The organism is Rhizobium sp. NLR22b, from assembly GCF_019685295.1.
Taxonomy (GTDB): Bacteria; Pseudomonadota; Alphaproteobacteria; order Rhizobiales; family Rhizobiaceae; genus Rhizobium.
Map to the genome: position 1 here is coordinate 23159 of NZ_JABDWM010000008.1, position 22241 is coordinate 45399.

Genomic DNA, 22241 nt, shown 5'->3' on the forward strand with positions numbered 1-22241 from the left:
AAAGCCCGCGAAAGCGGGCTTTTTTCTTATTGCTAATATGCCTTGCGATCCGCCATCATGACAGCCACCCCGGACTTAGCATTTGATTCTGCTCTGGGGCGGTAGAATTGCTATATTGATTTTACAGCCACGGCTTTTGTCGACGGGGGCATGCGGATCGCGATCATGGGCCCGGGCGCTATCGGCGGCTATCCTGGCACGATCGCCGCGGGTGGGCATGTCTCGTGGCGGCTTCTTGCGCACTCCAGGGAAGAACCATTGCTATTCCTCGCCGGCGGTGGCCTCTGAGTCGAGAGCGGCGTCGCTTTATCAAGACAACCACCGTCAGACGCACATTGCGATTGACACCCTGTAACGGGAGAGCCTGAACCTCGCAGGAGCCGCGCTCACGACCATCACTATCCTCGTTCAGGCAGTATTTTTGTCGCGGCATCGATGGAGCGAATTCGGGCGTCCGCTCAAAGGTGGTAGGGCCGATCTCAGGGAACATCGCGAATTGCCCGAATGTCTGAAACGCCGCCGCGGCGATTGCCCCCGGCTGGTAGGAGGCGCTCATCGCCTTGATGGCAGGGTTCACCCGTGACGACGAGAAATGACCGCCGGCCGACTGGTTCGAGGCTACCGTCACGTCGGTCGCGATCCGAGGCTCTGGTTTGATGTCCTGGGGGCGATCTGGCTTCCTGACGTAGGACGCCATAAGAAAAGGCATATCATGTCCGTCCGAGCGGGCGCGGCCTACATACTGGACCCGAACATAGGCCGTGCCATGGTGCTTCAGGTCCAGCAAATCTGCTGCCTTGCTGGAAAGGTCGATGATGCGGCCCCTATGGTAGGGACCGCGATCGTTAACACGCACGATGAGCGACGAACCGTTTTCAAGATTGGTCACCCTCACGTAGCTGGGCAAAGGGAGGGTGGGATGCGCGGCGGAAAGGTGATGCCTGTCGTAAACTTCGCCATTTGCAGTCAAGCGACCATGAAACGCTGAGCCGTACCAGGAAGCGACACCATTCCTGTCGTAACTCGGGTCCTCCTTCGGTGAGTAAAGTTTGCCTTTCACCACGTAGGGCTTGCCGACGGTATAACGGCCACCACCCTTGCGAATATTCCTGCCGTGGGCGGGTCGCGGGCTCGCCGTCACACCGTAAACCTTCTCGGAAACATATCCTTTGCTGCGATACGTGTTCGGTGTTTGTGTGGTCGTACAGGCACAGCATGCGCAGACCGCCATGATCGCCAGCCATCGCAAGCCCTTTGCAGCACTTACATCAACAGCCATCCGTTCATCGTTGACAACAGTCTTCCGTGTATCGGCGCCATGCGTCGATACAAACGCTCCTGCCGGCCGCGTACTCGAAGTTTGCTACGCGTGTGGTCGAGAGCCAGGCGGAATAGCAGCCCAAGCGCACTTCGATGCGCTATTGCCTTCTGGGATTGTGCCGTCATTCGCTCCATCCCTGAGATAATTGTGAAAGCTGGCCTGAGGGCAATAGTTCCATGGGGACACGCGATTTTACGCCGTACTTTGCCGGGGCCGGTTGCTACCTCAGGCACCGAGTGGTCGCCGAGCGGCATTGGATATCGACCACTATCCAATTGCCGGGAGCAAACACGCGGCTGAAGTCTGCTGTCGCCCTAAGCGGTCATTCCTGAACCCAACGATACAGGCCCGCAAGCCGCCACCTGCTGCTACATATCAGCATTGCATAATAAGAAATATGCATTTGCCTAAGATGCGAGCATAAGGCGCCTAGCTGATGCACAGGAGAGTCGTTGTTTGGATTGGGTCCCTATAGTCTTCGTTACCTTCAAGGTTCTCGCGTTAGGCATAGCCATGTTCTTCGCCATCAAGTGGCATCACGATCAAGGCGAGAAGGGGGAGAGGCGAGCGGTACTGCGCACGGGCGTCACGATGGCCGCAGTCTTCGTGCTAGCGGTCCTGGCCGTGGGGCTCGTCGCCTTCGTGCTTAGCAGGATGCTCGGTTTGGACCTGAGCTTCCCATGACGGCATCATTGATGTCCCCAGCCCCGCAGGGGCTCCCGGAGGGCCGACGACACTTCGGTGTCATTGGTCACAAGGGAGGCCGCTCGCGGTCGCCGGATGAGAATTTGATAAAGCGGTGCGCACCACGACCGTCAGGGCCGTTTTCCTTGGTCGATCCACCTCCAGGAGCCGTCCGCATGATATTCGAGAACGGCATCATAAGCGGCGCGCGGAGCGTCCGCTTCCGCGAAGTTGATGCATGCGATTTTCCGGTCCGCGAGAAGCTTCAGGATTTCGGCCAGAAGCTCGTGGCCGAAGATGGTGTCGGCTTTTTCCACAACGACATAGGATGGAGCCGTGATCAGCACGCTGGCAATCGCAATCAGCTGTTGCTCGCGCGGTGACAATAGTGTCGACCAGTCCTGATCCTCGTCGAGGTCAGTGGAGGTCAGGGGGCGGGCAAGACCGAGCCTCTTGAGCAGGCCAAGGATCTCGTCATCCGACTCTTCCGTCGGGCGCTCCGTCGGCACCAAAATCTGGCGCAACGTTCCGGGAGCGAAATAGGAGCGCTGGGCGATGAAGCGCATATGCTCGCGCGGCGGGCGGCGGACGCGTCCGGTTCCGCAGGCGCCAATTCCCGCAGTGACCCGGAACAACGCCGTGCCCGCAGCTTCGCCCTCTCCCGCGACGATCAATCGCGTGTCGATCGGGACGACCATCGACAGGTTCTTCAGCAGTATCTCTTGTGTCGGCGACGTCAGCGTAAGCTGTTCATAGGCGAGCTTGCCTTCGGTTTCGTAAACGTCCACGTCTGTTGTTGACGCTTCGCCAGCTTCCTCGATTGCTTCCAAAAGCGAACTGATGCGCGCTACGACCGTCGCAAAGTTCGAGATCGAATTGAACTGTCTGACAATGAACGAGAATGCGCCGACCAGCATCGCAAACGCTGCGGCCGACTGGGTGATCACACCGAATTCCATGTCGCCGCGGAAGAAGGCTGGCGCAATGATGACGACCGGTATGATCTGTATCATCCAGTTGTAGCCGGTGGTGAAGTAGCCGACGTTGCGATTGACGACGATGATGCGTCTGAAGTTCGCCGCGAGTGCATCGAACTGTCTCAACAGCAGGTTTGCGTGGCGTTGCTCTTCTCCCGCGATCACGATCGACTCTGCGTTCTCCCGCACGCGGATGAGACTGGACCGGAAGGCTGCTTCGCCGTCGAGCTGATCATGGTTGAGGTTGATCAAGGGGCGGCCCAGCACGATTGTCATGTAGGATCCGAAGGCCGCGTAAACGACAGCCGCAATAAAAAGCAGCGGACTGATCAGCCACAGCACGCTGGAAAAGGTCAGGATCGTCAGCGCGCTGTTGAGGAGCATCAGCACGAAGGAAAGCGTGGTGATCGTGAAGGCCTTGATGTCCTCGGCAATTCGCTGGTCGGGGTGCGAGAGCTTGCCTCGCACCCCGACCCGGTAGAAGGTGCCGTCGCTCATATAGAAGCCGATCGCGCGGCGGGTGAGGAACTCTCGCCAGAGCAATGCCAGTCTTTCCTCGGCGAGCCGCGCTATGACCGCAACGATCGTCGAAGCGGCGAATGCGCCAGTATAGAGGATCGCCTGACGGATGAATTCGGCAGTTTGCTTTTCGGCGATTGCCGTCATGAAGTATCGGCCGACGTAGCTGTTGACGACATTCAGAGCGCTGATGCCGCCAAAAAGGGCGACCAGGGCGACGAGAAGGAGCCTGGCTCGCCTGCCGACATCCGAGGTCATGAATATCTTGACCGCGCGGACGAATCTTCTGGCCGTCAACTTGAGCGGAACAGGTTGCTGGCTCATGCTCGCCTCCGCAAGTTTGTGCCTGCAGAAGTATAACCTGAAAAGCAGTCGACGAAGAACGGGCCCGGGATTGGTAAAAACACGTAGTGGCCATTCCTAATGTTCCAGGTTCCCTCCGGGGTGTAGGGTCTTCGCAGGGGCGGATCATGAAAGCGCCAGCTATGCTGCCAGCCAAGGTTTCCGGCGCATTGACGCGGCCAGGATCAATCGTCTCGGGAATTGTGTGCCTGGGAATTGCGTGGAGAAGTCGCCGCTTGCCTTGCAAGCTGGCGATCTTATTTGGCGCAATGTGCCTTTGAGGAGCTGTCGGGGAGGCAGGGCTTCATGTGTGACGGCTGCAGGCATGCAGAGGCGAAGACAAGTCGCTAGGAGGCTGATGATGGCCAATGCCGCTCTTTCAATAAACGACAATCAGACGACAACCGCACCACTCGGAGCCGAGGAACTCCGCTTGATGGACGCCTACTGGCGGGCGTCGAACTATCTCTCTGTCGGGCAGATCTATCTTCTCGACAATCCGCTGCTCAAGGAGCCGCTGAAACGCGAGCACATCAAGCCGCGGCTGCTCGGACACTGGGGAACCTCGCCCGGCCTGAACATGCTCTATGTGCACTGGAATCGCGTGATCAAGCGCGATGACCTGAACATGATCTATATCATCGGCCCCGGCCATGGCGGACCCTCGCTGGTCGCGCATGCCTATCTTGAGGGTACTTATAGCGAGTTCTATCCAAATATCGGCCAGGACGCCGAAGGCATGCAGCGACTGTTCAAACAGTTCAGTTTTCCCGGAGGTATTCCGAGCCACGTCGCTCCCGAAACGCCCGGAAGCATCCACGAGGGTGGAGAACTGGGCTATGCCCTGAGCCACGCCTATGGTGCTGCCTTCGACAACCCGGATCTGATCGTCGCCTGCGTCGTGGGCGATGGGGAGGCGGAAACCGGCCCGCTGGCGACGGGATGGCAGGGCAACAAATTTCTCAATCCTGCCCGCGACGGCTGCGTGCTGCCGATCCTGCACCTCAATGGCTACAAGATCGCCAATCCCTGCTTCCTTGCCCGCATTCCCGAGGAAGAATTGAGGAAGTTCTTCGAAGGGATGGGATATGCGCCCCTCTTCGTGGGAGGGCGTGAGCCAGACAGGGTGCAGCAGCAACTTGCCGCAGCGATGGATACCGCTGTCGCGGAGATCAAGAGAATCTGGTCAGAGGCCCGCGACAAGGGCAACCTCAAGCGGCCGGCCTGGCCGATGATCGTCTTCCGCACACCCAAGGGCTGGACTTGCCCGGGCGAAATCGACGGCAAGAAATGCGAGGACTACTGGCGGTCGCACCAGGTCCCGATGGGCGAGATGGGCAAGCAGGAGCACATCGAGATCCTTCAGCAGTGGATGAAGTCGTACAAGCCGGAAGAGCTTTTCGACGGCGACGGCAAGCTGCGCGCCGAAATTGCCGCGCTCGCCCCGGCCGGAAAACGCCGGATGAGCGACAACCCGCATGCAAACGGCGGCCTGCTGCTGCGTGACCTGAAGATGCCCGATTTCCGCGACTACGCCGTGTCGGTGACGAGCGCCGGGGCGACAACCGCCGAATCCGCCAGGGTCATGGGCAAGTTCCTGCGCGACGTCATGAAGCTGAACCTGAACAACAAGAACTTCCGGCTGTTCAGCCCCGACGAAAACAATTCCAACCGCTGGCAGGACGTACTCGAGGTCACCGATCGCTGCTACATGGCCGAGATCTATCCCGAGGACGATCACCTCTCGCCCGACGGCCGGGTGATGGAAGTGTTGAGCGAGCATCAGTGCCAAGGCTGGCTGGAAGGCTACCTGCTGACGGGCCGCCACGGCTTCTTCTCCTGCTACGAGGCGTTCATTCACATCATCGACTCGATGTTCAACCAGCACGCCAAATGGTTGAAGATCTGCAACCACATTCCGTGGCGGCGGCCGATCGGGTCGCTCAACTACTTCCTGAGCTCGCACGTCTGGCGCCAGGACCACAACGGCTTCAGCCACCAGGATCCGGGCTTCATCGACCATGTGGTCAACAAGAAGGCGGAGGTGATCCGCGTCTACCTGCCGGCGGACGCGAACACGCTGCTTTCCGTCACCGACCATTGCCTGCGCAGCCGCGACTACGTGAACGTCGTCGTTGCCGGCAAGCAGCCAGCGCCGCAATGGCTGACGATGGATGAGGCGATCAAGCATTGCGCTGAAGGCCTCGGCATCTGGGAATGGGCCAGCAGCGACAAGGGCAGTGAGCCGGACGTCGTGATGGCGTGCTGCGGCGACGTGCCGACGCTTGAGACGCTGGCTGCGGTGCAGTTGATCCGGGAGCACCTGCCCGAACTGAAGGTGCGCGTCATCAACGTCGTCAACCTCATGAAGCTGCAGCCGTCGAGCGAGCACCCGCACGGACTTTCCGATCGGGATTTCGACGCGCTCTTCACCAAGGACAAGCCGATCATTTTCGCGTTCCATGGATATCCCTGGCTGATCCACCGGCTGACCTACCGGCGCACCAATCATGGCAATCTGCACGTGCGCGGATACAAGGAGGAGGGGACGACAACAACACCCTTCGACATGGTCGTCCTCAACGAACTCGATCGCTTCCACCTTGTCGAGGACGTTATCGATCGACTGCCGCAGCTCGGCGCTCGCGCCGCCTACTTCAAGCAGGCAATCCGCGAGAAGCTGATCGAGCACCGTCAGTATATCGAGAAGCATGGCGACGACATGCCTGAGATCAGCGGTTGGAAGTGGGGCGTCGAGAGCACGGTCCGCGTGAAGGGGGCCACTTCCACTGAGGGTGACAACGCATAGATGCCATGGGCCGGTGCCCGCTTCGACTGAGGGGTTTGTCCGATGGCTCGATTGACTGGCGAAATTGAAGACGTCGGTGAGGCGCGTCCGGCGGGCGCGCCTCCCGAGATCACGCTGCTTTCGAACGGTGGATACAGCGTTCTGCTGACCGAATCCGGTTCCGGCTACGGATCCTGGCTCGGCCTCGACGTGACGCGCTGGCGGGAGGACGGTGCGCGAGATTGCTGGGGCCAGTTCTGCTACGTCAGGGACCTTGAAGACGGAAAGGTCTGGTCCATCGCCCGGCAGCCGGTCTGCCGGGCCGATGCCGACTACCAGCACAGCTTTCCAGGGGATCGCGCCGAGTTTCGCTGTTCGGCAGGGGACATCGAGATCTCGTGGGAAGTTTGCGTCGCAGCCGACCATGACGCCGAACTGCGTCTGCTTCGTCTGTTCAACAGGGGGGCGAAGGCAAGGGAACTCGAGCTGACGAGCTATTCGGAGATCTGCCTGAATGGCCGGCGTGCCGACAGCGCGCATCCGGCATTTGCAAAGCTCTTCGTCGAGACCTGGTTTGTCGCTGAAACCACCGCACTGTTTGCAAGGCGTCGGCCACGCAGCGGCTCGGAGAAGCCGGTCTGGGCGGTGCACGTTTCGGCATCAAGCGACGACACCCATCCAGCAGTCGGGTACGACACGGACCGCTACAGGTTTCTCGGCCGCGGAAGGACACCGTCAAATCCCGGCGCGCTCGAGCGTGGCGGAAAACTGACCGGCACGACCGGTCCGGTACTCGACCCCATCTTCAGCTTGCGCAGGACCGTCCGCCTCGAACCCTCCGGAACGGAGACAATCGCATTCGTGACGGGCGCGGCTGATAGCGAAGCGGGCGCGGCAGCCATTGCAGAGCGCTTTGCCACCATCGATGCGGTTGTCCAGACCGTGTCGGATGCGAAGGAGAGGCATGCCGCTGAACTTGCTTCCTCAAAGCTCTCGCCGGCCACGGTGGCCGCCTACAATCGCCTTGCCGGAAGCCTGGCATTTTCGAATCCCGGCCTTCGATATGGTGGCGCTCCCGTCAAGGAAGGGCTGACCACGGAGGGACTGTGGTCGCTGGGCATATCCGGAGATCTGCCCATTCTGCTGCTGCGCATGGACCAGGCGGACCAGAAGTCTCTCGTCGAGGAGATTATCGCCGCTCACGCATTCATCACCAGCCGCGGACTTCCCTTCGACCTTGCGCTCCTCGATGAAGCCGGCGCGGGCGAGGCGGTGGACAGAAGCCAAGTGGCGGAGACGCTCGGCAAGGCCGGAGGCATCCACCTCCTGTCGGCGGCCGCTATTTCAAGCGCATCGGCGGATGCCCTCGCTGCTGCAGCGCGCGTCGTTCTTTATTGCAGCAAGGGAACACTTGCCGGTCAGGTTGAGACGCCGGCGGCCACCATGCCTAAAGCCCGGGAACCAATGGAGCCGTCTCGAGGCGAGGGCGAGAAACCTCGCGCGGCCGCACGCGGCGACCTGCTTTTCTGGAATGGTTGTGGCGGCTTTACCCCTGACGGGCGCGAGTATGTGATCGCGGCTGATGGAGAGGCCATGACGCCCATGCCCTGGTGCAACGTCATTGCCAACCCCGCGTTCGGCTGCCTGACGAGCGAAAGCGGCCTCGGCTATAGCTGGGCCGGCAACAGCCAGTTGAACAGGCTTACGCCATGGGCCAATGATCCGGTTTCGGACCCTCCAGGCGAAGTCGTCTACTTCAGCGATGAGCAGACCGGGGAGTTCTGGACGCCGACACTTCTGCCTCTTGGGCACTCGTCTTCGGTGACCGCCAGTCATGGGCAGGGTTACAGCCGTTACGAGAGCACCCACGGATCTCTGCGGCAGGAAATGACGGTCCACGTCGCGGACGCCGACCCCGTCAAGATCGTTCACCTGGCGATCCGCAACAATGGAACAGACGCGCGCAGGCTTACCGCCACCTATTTCGTCGAATGGGTTCTCGGTACGCTGCGCGAGACCGCAGCCGGACGGATCGAATGCGAGATTGACGGCGAGAGCGGCGCCATCGTCGCGCGGAACCTCTGGGACAGTGGTTTCTCCGGCAAGCTGGCTTTCATTGCTTCAAGCGCGCCACCGCGCTCCTTCACCTGCGACCGGCGGGAGTTTCTCGGCATCAATGGGTCCGTTTCCCGACCGGCCGGACTGGAAGGTTCCCGTCTCGGCGGCAGCGTCGGCTGCCTGCTCGATCCCTGCGCCGCGCTGATGGTCGAGATGACGGTTCCCCCCGGCCAAGGCGCCGAACTGGTGTTCGTCCTTGGGCAGGCTGGCAGTCGCGACGAGGTCCGCAGGCTCGTGCGCGACTATGCCGAGCCGGCTGGCGCCCGACGCTCGCAGGCGATCGTCTCCCGCCAATGGGACGAACTGCTCGGTTCGGTAACGGTGCGAACGCCCGATGCCGCCTTTGATCTCATGATGAACCGCTGGCTCATCTATCAGGTGTTGTCTTGCCGCGTCTGGGCCCGGACGGGTTTCTACCAGTCCGGAGGCGCGTACGGATTTCGCGACCAGCTCCAGGATGTTGCTGCCCTGGTGCATTGCGCACCCGACGAAACACGCGCCCACATCCTTCGAGCTGCTGCGCGCCAGTTCACGGAAGGAGATGTCCAGCACTGGTGGCATCCGCCGTCAGGCGTCGGTGTGCGCACCCGCATGACCGATGACCTCTATTTCCTGCCTTACGTCGTCCAGCACTACGTATCAACGACCGGGGACCACGCGCTCCTTGACGAGCGGGTTTCTTTCGTGACGTCGCCGCCCTTGAGTGACGACCAGGAGGAAAGCTTCGGCGTTCCTCGGGTCACTGAGGAAAATGGGACCCTCTATGACCACTGCTGCCGCGCGTTGGATCGGGGACTTCGCCTCGGAGCGCATGGACTTCCGCTCATAGGAACGGGCGACTGGAACGACGGCATGAACAAGGTCGGCGCGGAGGGCAAAGGCGAGAGCGTGTGGAACGGCTGGTTCTTCCTCACCGTGCTCAGGTCGTTTGCCACCATCGCATGGGCAAGGGGCGACGAGGAGCGGGTGGCATGGTGCCTCGAGCGCGCCGAAGCCTTGCGCGCTTCATTGGAGACTGAGGCTTGGGATGGTTCATGGTATCGCCGGGCCTACTTCGACGATGGCACCCCCCTCGGCTCCCACCTCAACGACGAATGCCAGATCGACGCCATCCCACAGGCCTGGGCGGTCATTTCCGGTGTCGCCGACGCAGGACGCGCTTCCAATGCCATGCAAGCAGTCTGGGAGCGGCTGGTTCGGCCCGAAGACAAGCTGATTCAGCTTTTCCATCCCCCCTTCGACAAGGGGACGCTGCAGCCCGGCTACATAAAGGGGTATGTTCCCGGAATTCGGGAGAATGGTGGCCAGTATACCCATGCGGCGGCCTGGGTTGCACTGGCGACTGCGATGCTCGGAGAGGCAGATCGGGCCTTTGAGCTCTGGAGCATGCTCAACCCCATCAACCATTCCCTCTCCGCCGAAGACGCTGCGCGATACATGGTCGAACCCTACGTTGTCAGCGCTGACGTCTATGGGGCGTTTCCGCATACCGGCCGCGGAGGCTGGACCTGGTATACCGGATCGGCCAGCTGGCTTTATCGCGTTGGTCTGGAAGCCATTCTCGGGATTCGCAGACAGGGAGACCAGCTCTCCGTCCAACCCTGCATTCCCTCGCACTGGCCTGGCTATGAGGCTGACTTGCGCTTCGGATCGGCGACCTATTCCATCAAGGTGCGGAGGGATCCCGCATCTGGCCGGGGTCATCGCCTGCTGAGCGCCGACGGCGAGGACCTCACCGCGCAGAGCGTTCCACTTGAGGACGACGGGAAGAACCATCAGATCCAGTTGGTGATGGGCTAGCCATGTCGGAACTCTTGTCGACCGATCCCGAACTGAACCGGATGCCAACCGATGAAGATCTCGGTCGCCTTCAGTTCACCACCTTGCTCTACTATCTCCAATGTACGAACCCGGACAACGGATTGGTGCGCGACAAGACCCAGGCGGGTGCTCCGGCGAGCATCGCCGCCATCGGCATGGCGCTTGCGACCATTCCGGTCGTGGTGGAGCGCGGCGTCGTCATCAGGGAGTTTGCCGCCAAGATCGCCCGACGGCGGCTGGAATTCCTGCTGCGTTGCCATCAGGGACCGGAACCGGACGCCTCGGGGTACAAGGGCTTCTTCTACCATTTCCTCGACATCGAGACGGGGCGGCGGGTCTGGCAGTGTGAATTGTCGACCATCGACTCGGCTTTTCTGTTTGCCGGTGCTCTGACCGTTGCCGCCTACTTTGACGGCGACACGGAGGACGAGGTGAAGGTCAGACGGCTCGCGGCGGCGCTCTACGAGCGGGCGGACTGGAACTGGGCCTGCGACCACGGCGCGACGCTGACCCATGGCTGGCGACCGGAAAGCGGCTTCATTCCCTATCGCTGGCGCGGCTATGACGAAGGATTGCTCCTCTATATCCTCGGCCTCGGCTCCCCCACGCATCCGTTGCCGCCGGAATCCTATGCCGCCTACACCGAGAGCTATGAATGGCGGAATATCTACGGTCGCGAGCTGCTCTATTCAGGACCGCTGTTTACCCACCAGCTTTCGCATATGTGGATCGACTTCCGCAGCATCCGTGACGAGTTCATGCGCGAACATGACAGCGACTACTTTCAGAACAGCCGGCATGCGACTTTTGTCCAGCAGGAATACGCAATCCGCAACCCTTTGAACTTTGGAGGCTATGGCGCCCACTGCTGGGGCTTCACGGCGAGCGACGGTCCCGGTTGGATCAAGCGAAATGTCGACGGTATCGACAGGGAATTCTTCGACTACATCGCCCGCGGTGCACCCTTTGGGCCGGACGATGGAACCGTATGCCCATGGGTCGTCATTGCTTCATTGCCATTTGCGCCGGAGATCGTGATCCCGACCGTCCGAAACTTCGCACGCATGAATCTCGGCATGACGCGGCTCTACGGTTTCAAACCGTCCTTCAACCAGACCTATACTTTGGAGAACGGCGACGGCGGATCTTGGGTCAGCCCCTACCATTTCGGGATCGACCAGGGGCCTGTGGTTCTGATGATCGAAAACTACCGAACCGGCTTGCTATGGAACATGATGCGTCGATGCGCGCCTTTGGTTGTGGGGCTAAGACGGGCCGGGTTCTCGGGCGGCTGGTTATGACAGCGACTGAACCGATTTGGCCTTTCAGTTGCGGCGGGACCATCGGCGATCGCGCAAAGTGCGAACCGGGGGCCTTCCACGGGGCAAGCCGCCATTCGGCGCACAGGCCGGCATCACCGTCTGACTGCTCCCCGCCGGCGGAGGGGGCGATCGAGTGGCATTGAGGACAAGAGCGAAGATGATTCTCGTTGAGCCCGTGCGTGACAAAAACATCCTGATCATTACACCGCAAGGTCCTCTCGAGCAGGCGGACTTCGAGAGGATCGCGACAGAGGTCGAGCTTTGTCTCGACGCAAATGGAAAACTCAACGGGCTGATGATCATCATTGAATCATTTCCCGGGTGGAAGAGCTTCGAGGCCGTGGCTGCTCATCTGAAATTTGTCTCTGGCCACCATCGACAGATCGAACGGCTTGCGGTCGTAACCAGAAGCAGGTTCCTTAGGATCATCCCCGCCGTCGCCCGCTATTTCGTACATCCCGAGGTTCGGCTATTCGACATCGGGCAACGAGCACCAGCGCTTTCGTGGTTGGAGACGGGCCGACGATGACTTGGCTGCGGGGGAAAGTTGCAGATGCAGGCCTCTGGTTGCGTCGTGCCGGTCGGTGGAACCTCCTGGCTTCTGTTCTGGCCATGGTTTGGGTGGCTTGTCTTCCCGCATCATCCTTTGCGCAATCGCCGCTCGGACCGGATGTGCCAGCGGTGGAGTTCGGTGCGCGCAAAATATTCCTCATGCTTTTCTTGATGCTCGGTCCGATCAAGATACTGATGCCGTTCAAGGCGCTGGTCGGCGGCCATGAGCCCACCTTTCGGCGACGAATAGCCGCCAGGGCGATCCTGTTCTCGGCGGCGGCACTGGCGATCGCCGGGCTGCTCGGACGCACCATGCTTGAAAATCTGGATATCTCATTGCCGGTGCTGGCGATGACTGGTGGCATCATCCTGTTCATCGTGGCCTTGCGAACCGTCTTGCAGCCGACTCCTGACCTCCCGGTACGACCAACAGAATTGGGCCAGACGGATCTGCGGCTGGCTCTCACACCGCTGGCGTTTCCAACGATCGTGACGCCTTATGGTATAGCCGCTGTCATCGTCTTCGCCACGTTGGCCGGGGGGCGCCGAACGGAAGGGCTCACAGTGGCGGCCATCGTAGCACTGATCTTGGCGCTGGACTGGATGGCAATGATTTTCGCAGAGACTATCCTCAGATGGATCGGAACTTCCCTACAGGTTTTGGCAGTGGTGCTCGGCGTTACCCAGGCTGCTCTGGGGCTGCAGGTGATTTTGCATAGTTTGAGCATGCTATCCTGGTAACGGCATCTACCGAGTAACGCTTAGACGCAATGGTTGATGTGCTGCCATTGGCAAATCGTGTCGAAAAACCGCTGTTGCTGGTGCTTGGGACGCGCCGGCACGGTCGGGAATTGGCAGGAGCGCGCTCGCTGCCTGCTGCCGGAAGTCCTGACTTGCATGCCAAAAACAACAAAAAGCCCACCTGCTTCTCAAACTACGGCTGAGATAAAGAAAGCCCCGCAAAAAGCGGGGATCAAGAGAGGGGGTGTTTCCTAGGTATTGGCGTCTAGGTGCTGTGGAATTATTATACACAAATCAATATTTATTGCAATGATTAATACTATCGTGAGTGCTATTATCGCGGCTATAAATAGAGGGAATATTCGTACAATTGCATTTTATTCTGCAGGGGAAGCAAACTATCCACAACCCAGGCTCATAATTTCTTGGTATTCGGTGGCCGTTTGCTAAACCCCAAGCATGGCGTCCCTGTACGTCAGGCGGTCGACCGAAAAACGGGTCGCCAGGTTTGCCGGCTCTCGCAGGTCTGGCTGCAGGCAAGTTGATTCGCCTGACGGCAGCGAGATGTGACATAGTCACTTCAACCGGAACGAGTCCGAACCTCGTTCGTTGAATTGCGTGTTCCGCGTGGGGGCTGCATCATGAGCAGGCGACGAAGCTTCAAGCCGGTGAAGATCACCATCAATGGCAAGACCAGGACCGTTTATAACGTCGTCCAGGCCGGCAATACCTTGCTCAACGATTGGCCCGAGCAGACGCCGGCGGCCAAGGCTGCCGAGCTGCTGGTGCTCGATGTCTTCAATGACGTTGCCGAGCCCGAGCAGGTGCGGCGGGCGTTCATTACCGCGGCCAGGGCGAGCGACATCAAGTTCAGCTCCTGACCGGTGGCGCGTCGAAAACCATTCGCTTACTTCCATGACACCTGCTCCTGGTGATCGAGATCGCGATGCTTGAGTTGCGGCTCCATCCAGGCGGCCAAGAGGATCGCGGCCAGGAAGCCGAAGGCGATGCAGGTGAACGCTTGAATCCGCCACGAGACGAAGGTGACCGGCGCCGGGATGATGGGCTTCTCGGCGCACTGACCCGGCGGGCAGGCGCAGCCGGAAAAGGCTTTAATGACGCAATCGGCGGACATCCCCGTTTCTCCCTCAGGCATAAAGCTGATCGCCATCGGTGATGCCCATGATTTCGCGGGCGTAGCGGTAATGCGCTTCGACGCTTGCCGTGGCGCCGCGCAGCCATGACGGGCCGCGGACCGAATGTTCCGGGCGGCCGAGATAGGCAAAGCCGAGGGCGCCCATGCGCTGGGCCTCGTTGGCCATATAGGCATCGCAGTCGTCGAGCCTTCGCGCACCATTCCAGCGGGCGTCCCGCCGGCTCTGCTCGGTCTCGATCCCGCGGATATGCTGCATCGCTCTGCCCTCTCTCGCGCCGGCTAATTGGCGTGCTGAAGAAGGTATATAGAATACCCTATATCGTCAACATGGAAAGGTATAAAAAATACCTCAATGCTTGACGGGGTACGAATCGTAGGCGTATGTCTCAGCCAAGTGATTGGGCGACCGGGTGCAACTCCCGAGCTGACGAAGCCCAGCGGCGCGGGAAGCGAAAGTCCTTAAGTGCGCTGTCAGAAAATCAGGACGAGGGTGAAGCGAATGGCCCCTCTGGCACGTGTCCCATCCCGGCTCCGGCCTTCAGGACATGGCCAATGCTCTCCCGGCTTCATGGGCTTTGCTCATGGGGTAGGGGGAAGCTTTGGCCGGAACCCTCCCTCACCAGCCTTCAGGAACTGGAAAGAGATGGAAGAGAGAGGAAGTGAGAGAGATCGGGATATCGCAGGCGCGCGGGCGGCGACGCTGATCCGCTCTGCTCTGCGGCGCGGCTTTCAGATTTGGCGCCTGCGCTCGAAGCGCGTGTTTGCAGGCATGTCATTCCCGCAAGGATCGCTGCACGCATTATGCGCATGGCGATGGAAGCGAGGGGCAGAGCCGGTTTCGGCCTTGAGAGGTTCACCTCAAAGCAGGGTCGCCGGCGCTGAAAGCGATGATCAGCAAAGCAAGAGAACCAAATTCTTCCGGCTGGTGAGGGCGGCGGATCATCCTGAATCTAACTGGGAAGAGGTTGGCGCTTTGCGGGAACAGAGAGAGTTATCTCACGGAATCAGTTCATCTTTTTGAAAGGCTTGGACTCTCACATTTCGATCACCGATCGGCGGACGCGGCCGACGATGGTGACGGCGCCCTGGAATTCCGGCGGCGGCACGTCCTCGTAGGAAGCGGGCTGGAAGGGCGGATTGTCGTTGGGACGGTAGCGCTTGTAGGTCGCGGCCCCGGTCTCGTCGGCGACGACATAGAGGGCGTTCGGCGCCAGGCGCTTGTCACGGCGGTTGACGAAAATGATCGAGCCCGGCGGCGAGATCTTGTTCATCGAATTGCCCTCGACCTCGAGCGCGATCCAGTCGCCGTCGGGCAGGTCGAGCGCGGCGACCGTCGGGAATTCCGAGAAGTCGGTGATCGGCGCCTGCTCGGTCAGCTGCCCGGCGCTGACCCAGGAGATCTTTGGCACGTCGGCGACCGAGACCGGCCGTTCCTCCGGATCGAGCGCGTCGCCGGTTCCGAACTGCAGCCAGTTGAGATTGACCTTGAACGCCTTGGCGTATTTCTTCGCGTCGGCGATGCCGAAGCCGTTCCGGCCCGACTCGTGCGCCTTGTAGACATTGGCGTTCCAGCCCAAACGATCGACGATCGCCTTCGGCCCGGCAAAGCCCGCGTTCTTCCTGGCCATGACCAGACGCCTTGCGCGTTCTTCGCGCTCGAATTGTTCCTGATCTTTCAACATGATATAAATTATACCCTAAAAAAAGGTACATGTAATGCCCTAAATCGCTTGACGTGCGAGGTATTTTATATACCCTTATTGTCATGACAAGCACCGATATCATCAACGGCCGGCCCCGGCTTTCGGGTTCCGCCAATGCCCGCTACACCGGCTGCCCGCACTGCGGCAGGGCGCTGTCGATCGCCGAGGTGATCGAGCGCCATTGCGAGAATTGCGGCCGGCAGACGGAGCCGGAAGAGATGCGGCAGACGCCGGTCTTGCCCCGTTCTCGGCCAATCACCAATTCCGACAGCCTCACTCCTCCCTGAAGGCTATCGGCAGCTGGCGTCGTCGCGCTCCCTCGGCGACGCCAGCCTCTTTCACCAGTTTGAAAATGAACGATCTGGCCGGCGTCCGCTTGGCGGGAAGGGCCGGCTGCGGATCGAAATGAAAATGAGGATCAAGTGATGAGCACCGCCCCGGCGCATCAAGGCACTGACATGAACGCCCTCGAGCTCTTCCGCTCCGGCCGGGATTATATCGAAATATCAGCCATCCTCGGGGTGTCTGTGCCCTCGGTGGAAAACGAGATCCACCGGCTTCGCAGCGCCGAGAAGGGCGACACCGCCCAACAGGATCATGCCGGCCGCGCGGTCCGGCGTTTTCCCGGCCGCGCCGTAAGGCCGGGCGCCCTGGTCAACTTCGCCCGAGGGCGGCTGAAGCTGCGCGCTTGACGACGGCGACACGCCGCGAGCGGGAAGGCAATCGCATGGAAAGGCAGGAGATGAGCAAGGACATCATGGAAATCCTCAGCCCTGTGCTGGGGCAGGAGCTGGCGGCGGCGATCATCGAGCATCGCGCCCGCAGCCTGAAGAAGCCGCTCACGGTCTATGCGGCGAGGATCCAGCTCAAGGAGTACCTCAAGACCGGCAACCCGGTCGAGGCCGCCGAGATGCAGATCCTGCGCGGTTGGCGGGCGATCAAATCCGACTGGTATTTCAATGAGAAGGCGAGGCAAGCCGGGCCGATCAATGCAAGCGTGGGCAGAAGGACAACGGTCGATGCCGCAAGAGATTTCCTCTCCGGTCAAGATCATAGCGGGGATGCTTTCGGGATTTCCGGCCTCCGCCGGCATTGATCCCGACATGCAGCTCCGCGCCTACCTCGTCGCCATCGACGGCATTCCGGCAGAGGCGGTCTGGCGCGCCGCCAGGCTGTTCCTGTCGGGCCAGGTCAGGGACCATAACCGCGCCTTCGCCCCGAGCTCGGCGAGCTTCGCCGAAATCGCCCGCCAGCAGCAGGCGGTGATGACGGCGCAAAGCCGCCCGCGCGTTAAAGCTGAGCCCGAACAGCCGCAGCCGAAGGTCGCGGCCGAAAAGATGGCCCTGCTGAGGCAGGCGGCAAACGGCAGCCGCAGCGCCAAGCGGGCGCTGGCTGAGATGTTTCCCGACAACCCGGTCATCGCAAGGGCCGCACGAGACGCACAGGAGGCAGTGGGATGAGAGATCTGTTCTGGACGGAAGACAAGATCGTCAAGGCGCAGAAGCTCTGGCAGGAGGGGTTCTCGGCACGTCAAATCGCCGAACTCTTCGGCTCGAAGAAGAACACCGTCATCAACATGGCGCATCGCAACCGTGACCGGTTCCCGTCCAGGCAGGATGCGCGCAAGCAGCTGGCGGCCACCAGCGCGGCACCCGCGCCGATCCGCCATCCAGACCGGGTGCGGCGGGTGACGCTGTCGGGCGCCGAGGTGACGATGCCGCGCGTGCCGACGATCGACGGACCGGCGCCATGAGGGCCGTGACCCCGCGCGAGCGAGAGATCATCGGCTGGATGGCGCAAGGCAAGACCGCTGCCGAGATCGGCGCGATCCTCGGCATCTCGCCGATCACCGTCAACACCCACATTGCCAACGCCAAGGCGAAGCTCGGCGTGTTCAAGGAGACTGCCCTGGTCGCCGCCGCACTTCGAAACGGCATCATTCAATAGGAAGGAGATCCCGATGGGCGGCAAGGCCACCAAGGTGAAGATACAGCGGGCAAACAAGGGCGCCGGCCGGCCGCGCAAGGCCAATGTCGAGCGTTTCCCCTGCGGCAAGATCAAGCCGTTCGAAACCGAGAAGGAGAATATCAGCGTGGCGATGGCGGCGCGCCGGCGCATCCACGGCTTCGGCAGGACGGTAGCCGACGAGACCGTGAGAAGCCCCTATGCCGGTTATACCCTCGGCCGCATGTTCCTCGACGGGCTGATCACCGACGAGCAGCGCCAGGCCGGCGACGACTATGCCGAGGTCATGGCCCGCTACCACAAGACGACGGGCATTCCCGCCCCAAGCCCCAGGGCCCAATCGCTCTTCGCCGTCAAGGGCCACGAAGGCGAGGTGACCGAAAGCCTCGCCGACCGCGCCCGCAAGGCCAGCAACCGCATGATGGAACTGCAGGCCGTGCTTCTGCGCTGCGAGGACGGGCCGCAGGTGCGCAGCACCGTCTATAACGTCGCGGTGATGGATTACGAACACCTGCGCCACATGCCGCCGCAGCAATTGCTGTGGCTTCGCCGGGGGTTGATTGCGCTGCGCAGGGCGAAGGGGTGATGCGGTTCTTTCGCTACGCGCGCTGTATTGCGGCAGAGCTCACCATTCTCCGTCATCCTCGGGCTTGACCCGAGGATCCAGGCTGATCTCCAAATCCGGGCATGGATCCCAGGCTCAAGGCCTGGGATGAGGGAGGTTGCGGCGGGTGCTCTCGCCGGACGTGCCTCCGGGCTGTCGCTCCCATCGCGATGCCGATCGGGACTGGGCAATGGCGTGGGCGCTTCCAAACATACGGGAGCGCCCTGGCTTCGACTGGAGTGGGCCGCACAGAGTATCGAAGTGCATGGCTGTGTTAAAGCACCTCCGCACGGCCCACAAACCTTACGATCGGCGAAGCCTGTTGTTCCCGAGCTGGCGGAGTATTTTGGACGCGAGGCGCGGGACGCAATGGGTCGCCGTCGTCAGCGAAGGCCTGATGAGTGTCGTCATGATCGCGGGAAGGGAAGTGACCCATTGCGTGCAGCACGCGAGGATGTAGCGCGGCATTCTTACCGGCTCTTTGCCGGGACAATACCGATCCGTAAGGATGCATTCCTCGGCTGGCGATGGCGCAGCTTACGAAAATGTATGGTCCGGGCGAAGTCCCGGTGAGGTTTGCAGCGCAGGCTTGGCGTCGTCATTGCCAAGTCGAGGCCAAATCTCATGAACATGCGCGCCACACCTGCCGCCCTTATGCCGGCTCTTCATCCCGTCAGCCTGCAGGTGAATACCTACCTCATCAATCTCGACCGCGCGCCGTTGCGGCGGTTTCGGATGGAACGGCTGCTGGCAGGCTTCGGCCTTGCCTATGAGCGCGTGGCGGCGGTCGACGGGGCGGGGCTGAGCCTGCCGCATCCCGACTTTGATGAAGCATCCTATCTCCGTCGGCATGGCCGCCGGCCGAACCCTTTCGAGATCGGCTGCTATCTCAGCCACGTCGAATGCGCCAGACGCTTCCTCGCCAGTGAGGCGGAATTCGCGCTTATTCTGGAAGACGATCTCGACTTAGACGACGATTTTGCCGAACTGCTCGAGGCCGCGCTTCGCCACCAGGCGCACTGGGACATTCTGCGGCTGTCGACGGTCAATTCCGGTCGCAAGCACCGGGTCGAGCCGCTGACCGGCTCGCGCTCGCTCGCCATCGCGCTGACCCGCGAGAAGGGATCGGGCGCCTATCTGGTCAACCGCAAGGCGGCGGGCTGGATTGCCGGGGCGCTGCTGCCGATGCGGCTGCCCTATGATCTCGCCTTCGACCTGGAGTTCGATGAGGGGCTGCGCGCTTGCTTCGTCGATCCGCTGCCGGTGAGCCAAAGGGCCGATCCCTGTTCGCAGATCCAGGCGGGGCTTTCGGCCTACCGGCTCGGCCGCCGCCGGCCGTGGAGCGTGCTGTCTTTTCGCGCTGCTGCCGAGATCCGCCGTTTTGCCGCCCGTTTCGCCCGGCTCGCGGCATGGCGGCTCAGGATTTCTCCGGCATCAGCGGGAAGGCGATCGAAACGCGAAGGCCGGGATGATTGTCCGCCAGTGCGATCTCGGCCGAATGCAGCTCGGCGATTGCCCTGACGAGGCTGAGGCCGAGGCCGCTTCCCGGCGTCGTGCGGCTCTTGTCGATGCGGTAGAGGCGGCGGAAGACCTTGTCCCTTTCCTCGGCGGGGATGCCGGGGCCGGTGTCGGCGACCGAGAGAATGGCGCGGCCGCCCTGGCGGCGAAGCGACAGCGTGATGCCGGTTCCGGGCGGGCAGTGGTTGATCGCGTTCTCCACCAGGTTGGCGATCATCTGCGTCAAGAGATCGCGGTCGCCCCCGATGACGGCGGGCGCGCGCTCGGCGATCCGGAACGACTGCCCCGCATCTTCGGCGACATCGACATAGACCTCGGAGATGACGCTCAGCACGGCGTCGATATCGGTCGCCTGGAAGCGCTCCTTGCGGGCGCCGGCCTCGATCTGGGAAATGCGCAGCAGCGCCTCGAAGGTGGCGTCGATCCGGTCGCTCTCGTTTCTCGCTTCGTCAAGCAGAGCCGAAACATCCGCTTGCCGGTTGATTCCAGCCACGGCGGCATCCAGCGTCAGGCGCAGCCTGTTGAGCGGTGTTTTCAGATCGTGGGCGATATCGGCGCTCACCTGCCGCATGCTCTCGACCAGTCTCTGCAGCCGCTCCAGTGCCGCGTTGATCTGGATCGCCACCGTATCGAGATCGTCGCCGTGGCCGGTGATCGGGACGCGAGCGTCGAGGGCGCCGTGAGAAACGTCGTTCATGGTGTTGGCGACCCCGTCCAATCTCGCCTGGGCGCGAACGGCCAGAAAGGCGCCGCCGCCGATCGCCGTCGCCACGACGATTGCCGCAGCCCATTCGAAGCTTACCAGAACGATCCGCAGCATCTCGTCGACATCGTTGAAGTTTTCCGCCACCACCAGATTGTAGGGGCCGATGGTCGACACCCGCATCCGGTAGCGCTCACGCCCCTTCAGCCCGACATCGCCCGAGGTGACGGTATAGACGCCGTCCGGGATGCGGGGCGCCGCAAAATTGCCGGCGAGCTTGCGCCCGCCGGCATCGGTCAGCGAATAGAGCCCGTCAGAGGTGGACTGGAAACTCGCATAATTGTTCAGCGTGTTGATCAGATCCTGGGTGTCGCCGGGCTCATAGGTCGAGGCGATGAGCGAATTCATCTCGGTGAGCGACTGGTCGACGTCTCGGTCAAGGCCGAGGCGCAGCATGTGATAGATGATCGCGCCGCTGAAGATGAAGGCGACGACGAAGAGGACGCCGAAGGTAACGGCCAGGCGGAACGGCGTGCTTCTTCGCAGGCTAGAGCATGATGCCGAAAAGTGTGCGCGGTTTTCGGACGACATCATGCTCTTACTCTTTAACTTGCGAACAGGATTTGAGATTTTCAGGCCGATGGGCCTGAAATCATCCTGTTCGAGGCGCATGCAGGCTGTATCCGGTGTTGCGGATCGTGTGCAGAAGCTGGGCCTGGAACGGCTTGTCGACCTTGGCCCTGAGGCGGCTGATATGGGTCTCGACGACGCTGGTCTTCGGATCGAAGTGGAAATCCCAGACCCGCTCGAGCAGCATCGTCCTGGTGATCACCCGGCCTTCGCCGCGCATCAGCACCTCGAGCAGGGTGAACTCGCGCGGCTGCAGCTCGATCAGCTGGCCGGCGCGGCGGGCCTCGCGGCGGATCAGATCGAGCTCGAGATCGGCAACCTTCAAGACCGTCCGCTGCTCCTGCACCGGCGGACGCCGACCGAGCGCATGGATGCGCGCCAGAAGCTCGGAGAAGGCGAAAGGTTTGGTGAGATAATCGTCGCTGCCCGCCTCCAGCCCTTCGACGCGATCGTCGACGCCGCCGATCGAGGTCAGGAACAGCGCCGGTGCGCCGACCCTGGCAGCCCTCAGCGAACGGACGATCGACAGCCCGTCGAGGCCCGGCAGCATGCGATCGACGACGATGACGTCATAGGTCTCGCGCTGCGCCTGAAACAGCCCGTCGCGGCCGTCGCTGATGACGTCACAGACGTGCCCGGCCTCGGACAAGCCCTTGGCGATATAATCGGACGTCTTGATATCGTCCTCGATTAGCAGGATTCGCATCGGCCGCTCCGGCATGCCTGGTGCGGCAAGATCTAGCCGAGAGGGCGGCCCGGCGGCAACTTACGGATTGG

General features: G+C 61.5%; 22 protein-coding genes. 15 read left to right on the forward strand and 7 right to left on the reverse strand.

Going from position 1 to position 22241, the window contains the following annotated elements:
* Positions 1 to 178: 178 nt before the first annotated feature.
* Positions 179 to 1279, reverse strand: a complete 1101-nt coding sequence (locus HJC00_RS14510; RefSeq protein ID WP_405048790.1) for a septal ring lytic transglycosylase RlpA family protein — start codon at positions 1277 to 1279, stop codon at positions 179 to 181.
* Positions 1280 to 1834: 555 nt separating this feature from the next.
* Here HJC00_RS14510 and HJC00_RS14515 point away from each other — a divergent pair.
* Positions 1835 to 2005: a hypothetical protein gene (locus HJC00_RS14515; protein WP_247241673.1), complete on the forward strand. Its 171-nt coding sequence runs from the start codon at positions 1835 to 1837 to the stop codon at positions 2003 to 2005.
* Positions 2006 to 2136: 131 nt separating this feature from the next.
* Here HJC00_RS14515 and HJC00_RS14520 read toward each other — a convergent pair whose 3' ends face one another.
* Positions 2137 to 3825 carry an ABC transporter ATP-binding protein/permease gene (locus HJC00_RS14520; protein WP_221164266.1) on the reverse strand — a complete coding sequence of 563 codons (1689 nt, stop codon included), beginning with the start codon at positions 3823 to 3825 and terminating at the stop codon, positions 2137 to 2139.
* Positions 3826 to 4201: 376 nt separating this feature from the next.
* Between HJC00_RS14520 and HJC00_RS14525 the strand changes: the two genes are divergently transcribed.
* The 6 genes from HJC00_RS14525 (at position 4202) to HJC00_RS14550 (ending at position 14066) form a co-directional block, all read left to right on the forward strand.
* Positions 4202 to 6652, forward strand: coding sequence for a phosphoketolase (locus tag HJC00_RS14525; protein ID WP_221164267.1), 2451 nt, complete (start codon positions 4202 to 4204; stop codon positions 6650 to 6652).
* 42 nt (positions 6653 to 6694) lie between these two features.
* Entirely contained in the window at positions 6695 to 10549 is a 3855-nt protein-coding gene (locus HJC00_RS14530; RefSeq protein WP_221164268.1) for a GH36-type glycosyl hydrolase domain-containing protein, read from the forward strand.
* Between the two features lie 2 nt (positions 10550 to 10551).
* The gene (locus tag HJC00_RS14535) at positions 10552 to 11871 is read left to right on the forward strand and encodes a glucoamylase family protein (RefSeq protein WP_221164269.1); all 1320 of its coding nucleotides are present in this window, start codon (positions 10552 to 10554) and stop codon (positions 11869 to 11871) included.
* A gap of 178 nt (positions 11872 to 12049) precedes the next feature.
* A complete protein-coding gene (locus HJC00_RS14540) occupies positions 12050 to 12421 on the forward strand; it encodes an STAS/SEC14 domain-containing protein (RefSeq protein WP_210628857.1) in 372 nt (123 codons plus the stop codon).
* Entirely contained in the window at positions 12418 to 13185 is a 768-nt protein-coding gene (locus HJC00_RS14545) for a MarC family protein (protein ID WP_210628856.1), read from the forward strand. Before HJC00_RS14540 ends, HJC00_RS14545 begins: the two co-directional genes overlap by 4 nt.
* Positions 13186 to 13826: 641 nt before the next feature.
* A complete protein-coding gene (locus HJC00_RS14550) occupies positions 13827 to 14066 on the forward strand; it encodes a DUF982 domain-containing protein (RefSeq protein ID WP_210628855.1) in 240 nt (79 codons plus the stop codon).
* A gap of 26 nt (positions 14067 to 14092) precedes the next feature.
* Here HJC00_RS14550 and HJC00_RS14555 read toward each other — a convergent pair whose 3' ends face one another.
* The 3 genes from HJC00_RS14555 to HJC00_RS14565 form a co-directional block, all read right to left on the reverse strand.
* Positions 14093 to 14320, reverse strand: coding sequence for a hypothetical protein (locus HJC00_RS14555; protein WP_221146758.1), 228 nt, complete (start codon positions 14318 to 14320; stop codon positions 14093 to 14095).
* A gap of 13 nt (positions 14321 to 14333) precedes the next feature.
* Positions 14334 to 14597 carry a hypothetical protein gene (locus tag HJC00_RS14560; RefSeq protein ID WP_210628854.1) on the reverse strand — a complete coding sequence of 88 codons (264 nt, stop codon included), beginning with the start codon at positions 14595 to 14597 and terminating at the stop codon, positions 14334 to 14336.
* A 778-nt stretch (positions 14598 to 15375) separates the two neighbouring features.
* The gene (locus HJC00_RS14565; RefSeq protein WP_210628853.1) at positions 15376 to 16023 is read right to left on the reverse strand and encodes a S24 family peptidase; all 648 of its coding nucleotides are present in this window, start codon (positions 16021 to 16023) and stop codon (positions 15376 to 15378) included.
* 83 nt (positions 16024 to 16106) lie between these two features.
* Here HJC00_RS14565 and HJC00_RS14570 point away from each other — a divergent pair, with 83 nt between their 5' ends.
* From HJC00_RS14570 to HJC00_RS14605, 8 genes are all read left to right on the forward strand, one after another.
* Positions 16107 to 16331, forward strand: a complete 225-nt coding sequence (locus HJC00_RS14570) for a hypothetical protein (protein WP_210628852.1) — start codon at positions 16107 to 16109, stop codon at positions 16329 to 16331.
* Between the two features lie 138 nt (positions 16332 to 16469).
* Positions 16470 to 16736 carry a sigma-70 family RNA polymerase sigma factor gene (locus HJC00_RS14575; RefSeq protein ID WP_210628851.1) on the forward strand — a complete coding sequence of 89 codons (267 nt, stop codon included), beginning with the start codon at positions 16470 to 16472 and terminating at the stop codon, positions 16734 to 16736.
* Positions 16737 to 16771: 35 nt separating this feature from the next.
* Complete coding sequence (locus tag HJC00_RS14580; RefSeq protein WP_210631681.1) at positions 16772 to 17140, forward strand: hypothetical protein; 369 nt, start codon at positions 16772 to 16774, stop codon at positions 17138 to 17140.
* Entirely contained in the window at positions 17106 to 17504 is a 399-nt protein-coding gene (locus tag HJC00_RS14585) for a hypothetical protein (RefSeq protein WP_221164339.1), read from the forward strand. Before HJC00_RS14580 ends, HJC00_RS14585 begins: the two co-directional genes overlap by 35 nt.
* A complete protein-coding gene (locus HJC00_RS14590) occupies positions 17501 to 17797 on the forward strand; it encodes a GcrA family cell cycle regulator (protein ID WP_210628850.1) in 297 nt (98 codons plus the stop codon). Before HJC00_RS14585 ends, HJC00_RS14590 begins: the two co-directional genes overlap by 4 nt.
* Positions 17794 to 17991 (forward strand): response regulator transcription factor, encoded by a 198-nt coding sequence (locus tag HJC00_RS14595; protein ID WP_221146760.1) that lies wholly within the window; start codon positions 17794 to 17796, stop codon positions 17989 to 17991. Before HJC00_RS14590 ends, HJC00_RS14595 begins: the two co-directional genes overlap by 4 nt.
* A gap of 13 nt (positions 17992 to 18004) precedes the next feature.
* Positions 18005 to 18595 carry a hypothetical protein gene (locus tag HJC00_RS14600; protein ID WP_221146761.1) on the forward strand — a complete coding sequence of 197 codons (591 nt, stop codon included), beginning with the start codon at positions 18005 to 18007 and terminating at the stop codon, positions 18593 to 18595.
* Positions 18596 to 19237: 642 nt separating this feature from the next.
* The gene (locus tag HJC00_RS14605; RefSeq protein ID WP_210628846.1) at positions 19238 to 20134 is read left to right on the forward strand and encodes a glycosyltransferase family 25 protein; all 897 of its coding nucleotides are present in this window, start codon (positions 19238 to 19240) and stop codon (positions 20132 to 20134) included.
* Here the strand turns inward: HJC00_RS14605 and HJC00_RS14610 are convergent.
* Entirely contained in the window at positions 20031 to 21428 is a 1398-nt protein-coding gene (locus tag HJC00_RS14610; RefSeq protein WP_221122564.1) for a HAMP domain-containing sensor histidine kinase, read from the reverse strand. The two genes, HJC00_RS14605 and HJC00_RS14610, sit on opposite strands and share 104 nt — an antisense overlap.
* Before the next feature lie 58 nt (positions 21429 to 21486).
* Complete coding sequence (locus HJC00_RS14615) at positions 21487 to 22170, reverse strand: winged helix-turn-helix domain-containing protein (RefSeq protein ID WP_221164270.1); 684 nt, start codon at positions 22168 to 22170, stop codon at positions 21487 to 21489.
* Positions 22171 to 22241 lie beyond the last annotated feature (71 nt).

Bases quoted from the DNA above. Each gene is read 5' to 3' on its own strand.
- HJC00_RS14580 (WP_210631681.1), top strand. From the start codon at position 16,772: ATGGAAAGGCAGGAGATGAGCAAGGACATCATGGAAATCCTCAGCCCT.
- HJC00_RS14570 (WP_210628852.1), top strand. From the start codon at position 16,107: ATGACAAGCACCGATATCATCAACGGCCGGCCCCGGCTTTCGGGTTCC.
- HJC00_RS14520 (WP_221164266.1), bottom strand. From the start codon at position 3,825: ATGAGCCAGCAACCTGTTCCGCTCAAGTTGACGGCCAGAAGATTCGTC.
- HJC00_RS14540 (WP_210628857.1), top strand. From the start codon at position 12,050: ATGATTCTCGTTGAGCCCGTGCGTGACAAAAACATCCTGATCATTACA.
- HJC00_RS14555 (WP_221146758.1), bottom strand. From the start codon at position 14,320: ATGTCCGCCGATTGCGTCATTAAAGCCTTTTCCGGCTGCGCCTGCCCG.
- HJC00_RS14590 (WP_210628850.1), top strand. From the start codon at position 17,501: ATGAGAGATCTGTTCTGGACGGAAGACAAGATCGTCAAGGCGCAGAAG.
- HJC00_RS14565 (WP_210628853.1), bottom strand. From the start codon at position 16,023: ATGTTGAAAGATCAGGAACAATTCGAGCGCGAAGAACGCGCAAGGCGT.
- HJC00_RS14615 (WP_221164270.1), bottom strand. From the start codon at position 22,170: ATGCGAATCCTGCTAATCGAGGACGATATCAAGACGTCCGATTATATC.
- HJC00_RS14545 (WP_210628856.1), top strand. From the start codon at position 12,418: ATGACTTGGCTGCGGGGGAAAGTTGCAGATGCAGGCCTCTGGTTGCGT.
- HJC00_RS14530 (WP_221164268.1), top strand. From the start codon at position 6,695: ATGGCTCGATTGACTGGCGAAATTGAAGACGTCGGTGAGGCGCGTCCG.
- HJC00_RS14595 (WP_221146760.1), top strand. From the start codon at position 17,794: ATGAGGGCCGTGACCCCGCGCGAGCGAGAGATCATCGGCTGGATGGCG.
- HJC00_RS14550 (WP_210628855.1), top strand. From the start codon at position 13,827: ATGAGCAGGCGACGAAGCTTCAAGCCGGTGAAGATCACCATCAATGGC.
- HJC00_RS14600 (WP_221146761.1), top strand. From the start codon at position 18,005: ATGGGCGGCAAGGCCACCAAGGTGAAGATACAGCGGGCAAACAAGGGC.
- HJC00_RS14535 (WP_221164269.1), top strand. From the start codon at position 10,552: ATGTCGGAACTCTTGTCGACCGATCCCGAACTGAACCGGATGCCAACC.
- HJC00_RS14515 (WP_247241673.1), top strand. From the start codon at position 1,835: ATGTTCTTCGCCATCAAGTGGCATCACGATCAAGGCGAGAAGGGGGAG.
- HJC00_RS14585 (WP_221164339.1), top strand. From the start codon at position 17,106: ATGCTTTCGGGATTTCCGGCCTCCGCCGGCATTGATCCCGACATGCAG.
- HJC00_RS14525 (WP_221164267.1), top strand. From the start codon at position 4,202: ATGATGGCCAATGCCGCTCTTTCAATAAACGACAATCAGACGACAACC.
- HJC00_RS14575 (WP_210628851.1), top strand. From the start codon at position 16,470: ATGAGCACCGCCCCGGCGCATCAAGGCACTGACATGAACGCCCTCGAG.
- HJC00_RS14610 (WP_221122564.1), bottom strand. From the start codon at position 21,428: ATGATGTCGTCCGAAAACCGCGCACACTTTTCGGCATCATGCTCTAGC.
- HJC00_RS14605 (WP_210628846.1), top strand. From the start codon at position 19,238: ATGAACATGCGCGCCACACCTGCCGCCCTTATGCCGGCTCTTCATCCC.
- HJC00_RS14560 (WP_210628854.1), bottom strand. From the start codon at position 14,597: ATGCAGCATATCCGCGGGATCGAGACCGAGCAGAGCCGGCGGGACGCC.
- HJC00_RS14510 (WP_405048790.1), bottom strand. From the start codon at position 1,279: ATGGCTGTTGATGTAAGTGCTGCAAAGGGCTTGCGATGGCTGGCGATC.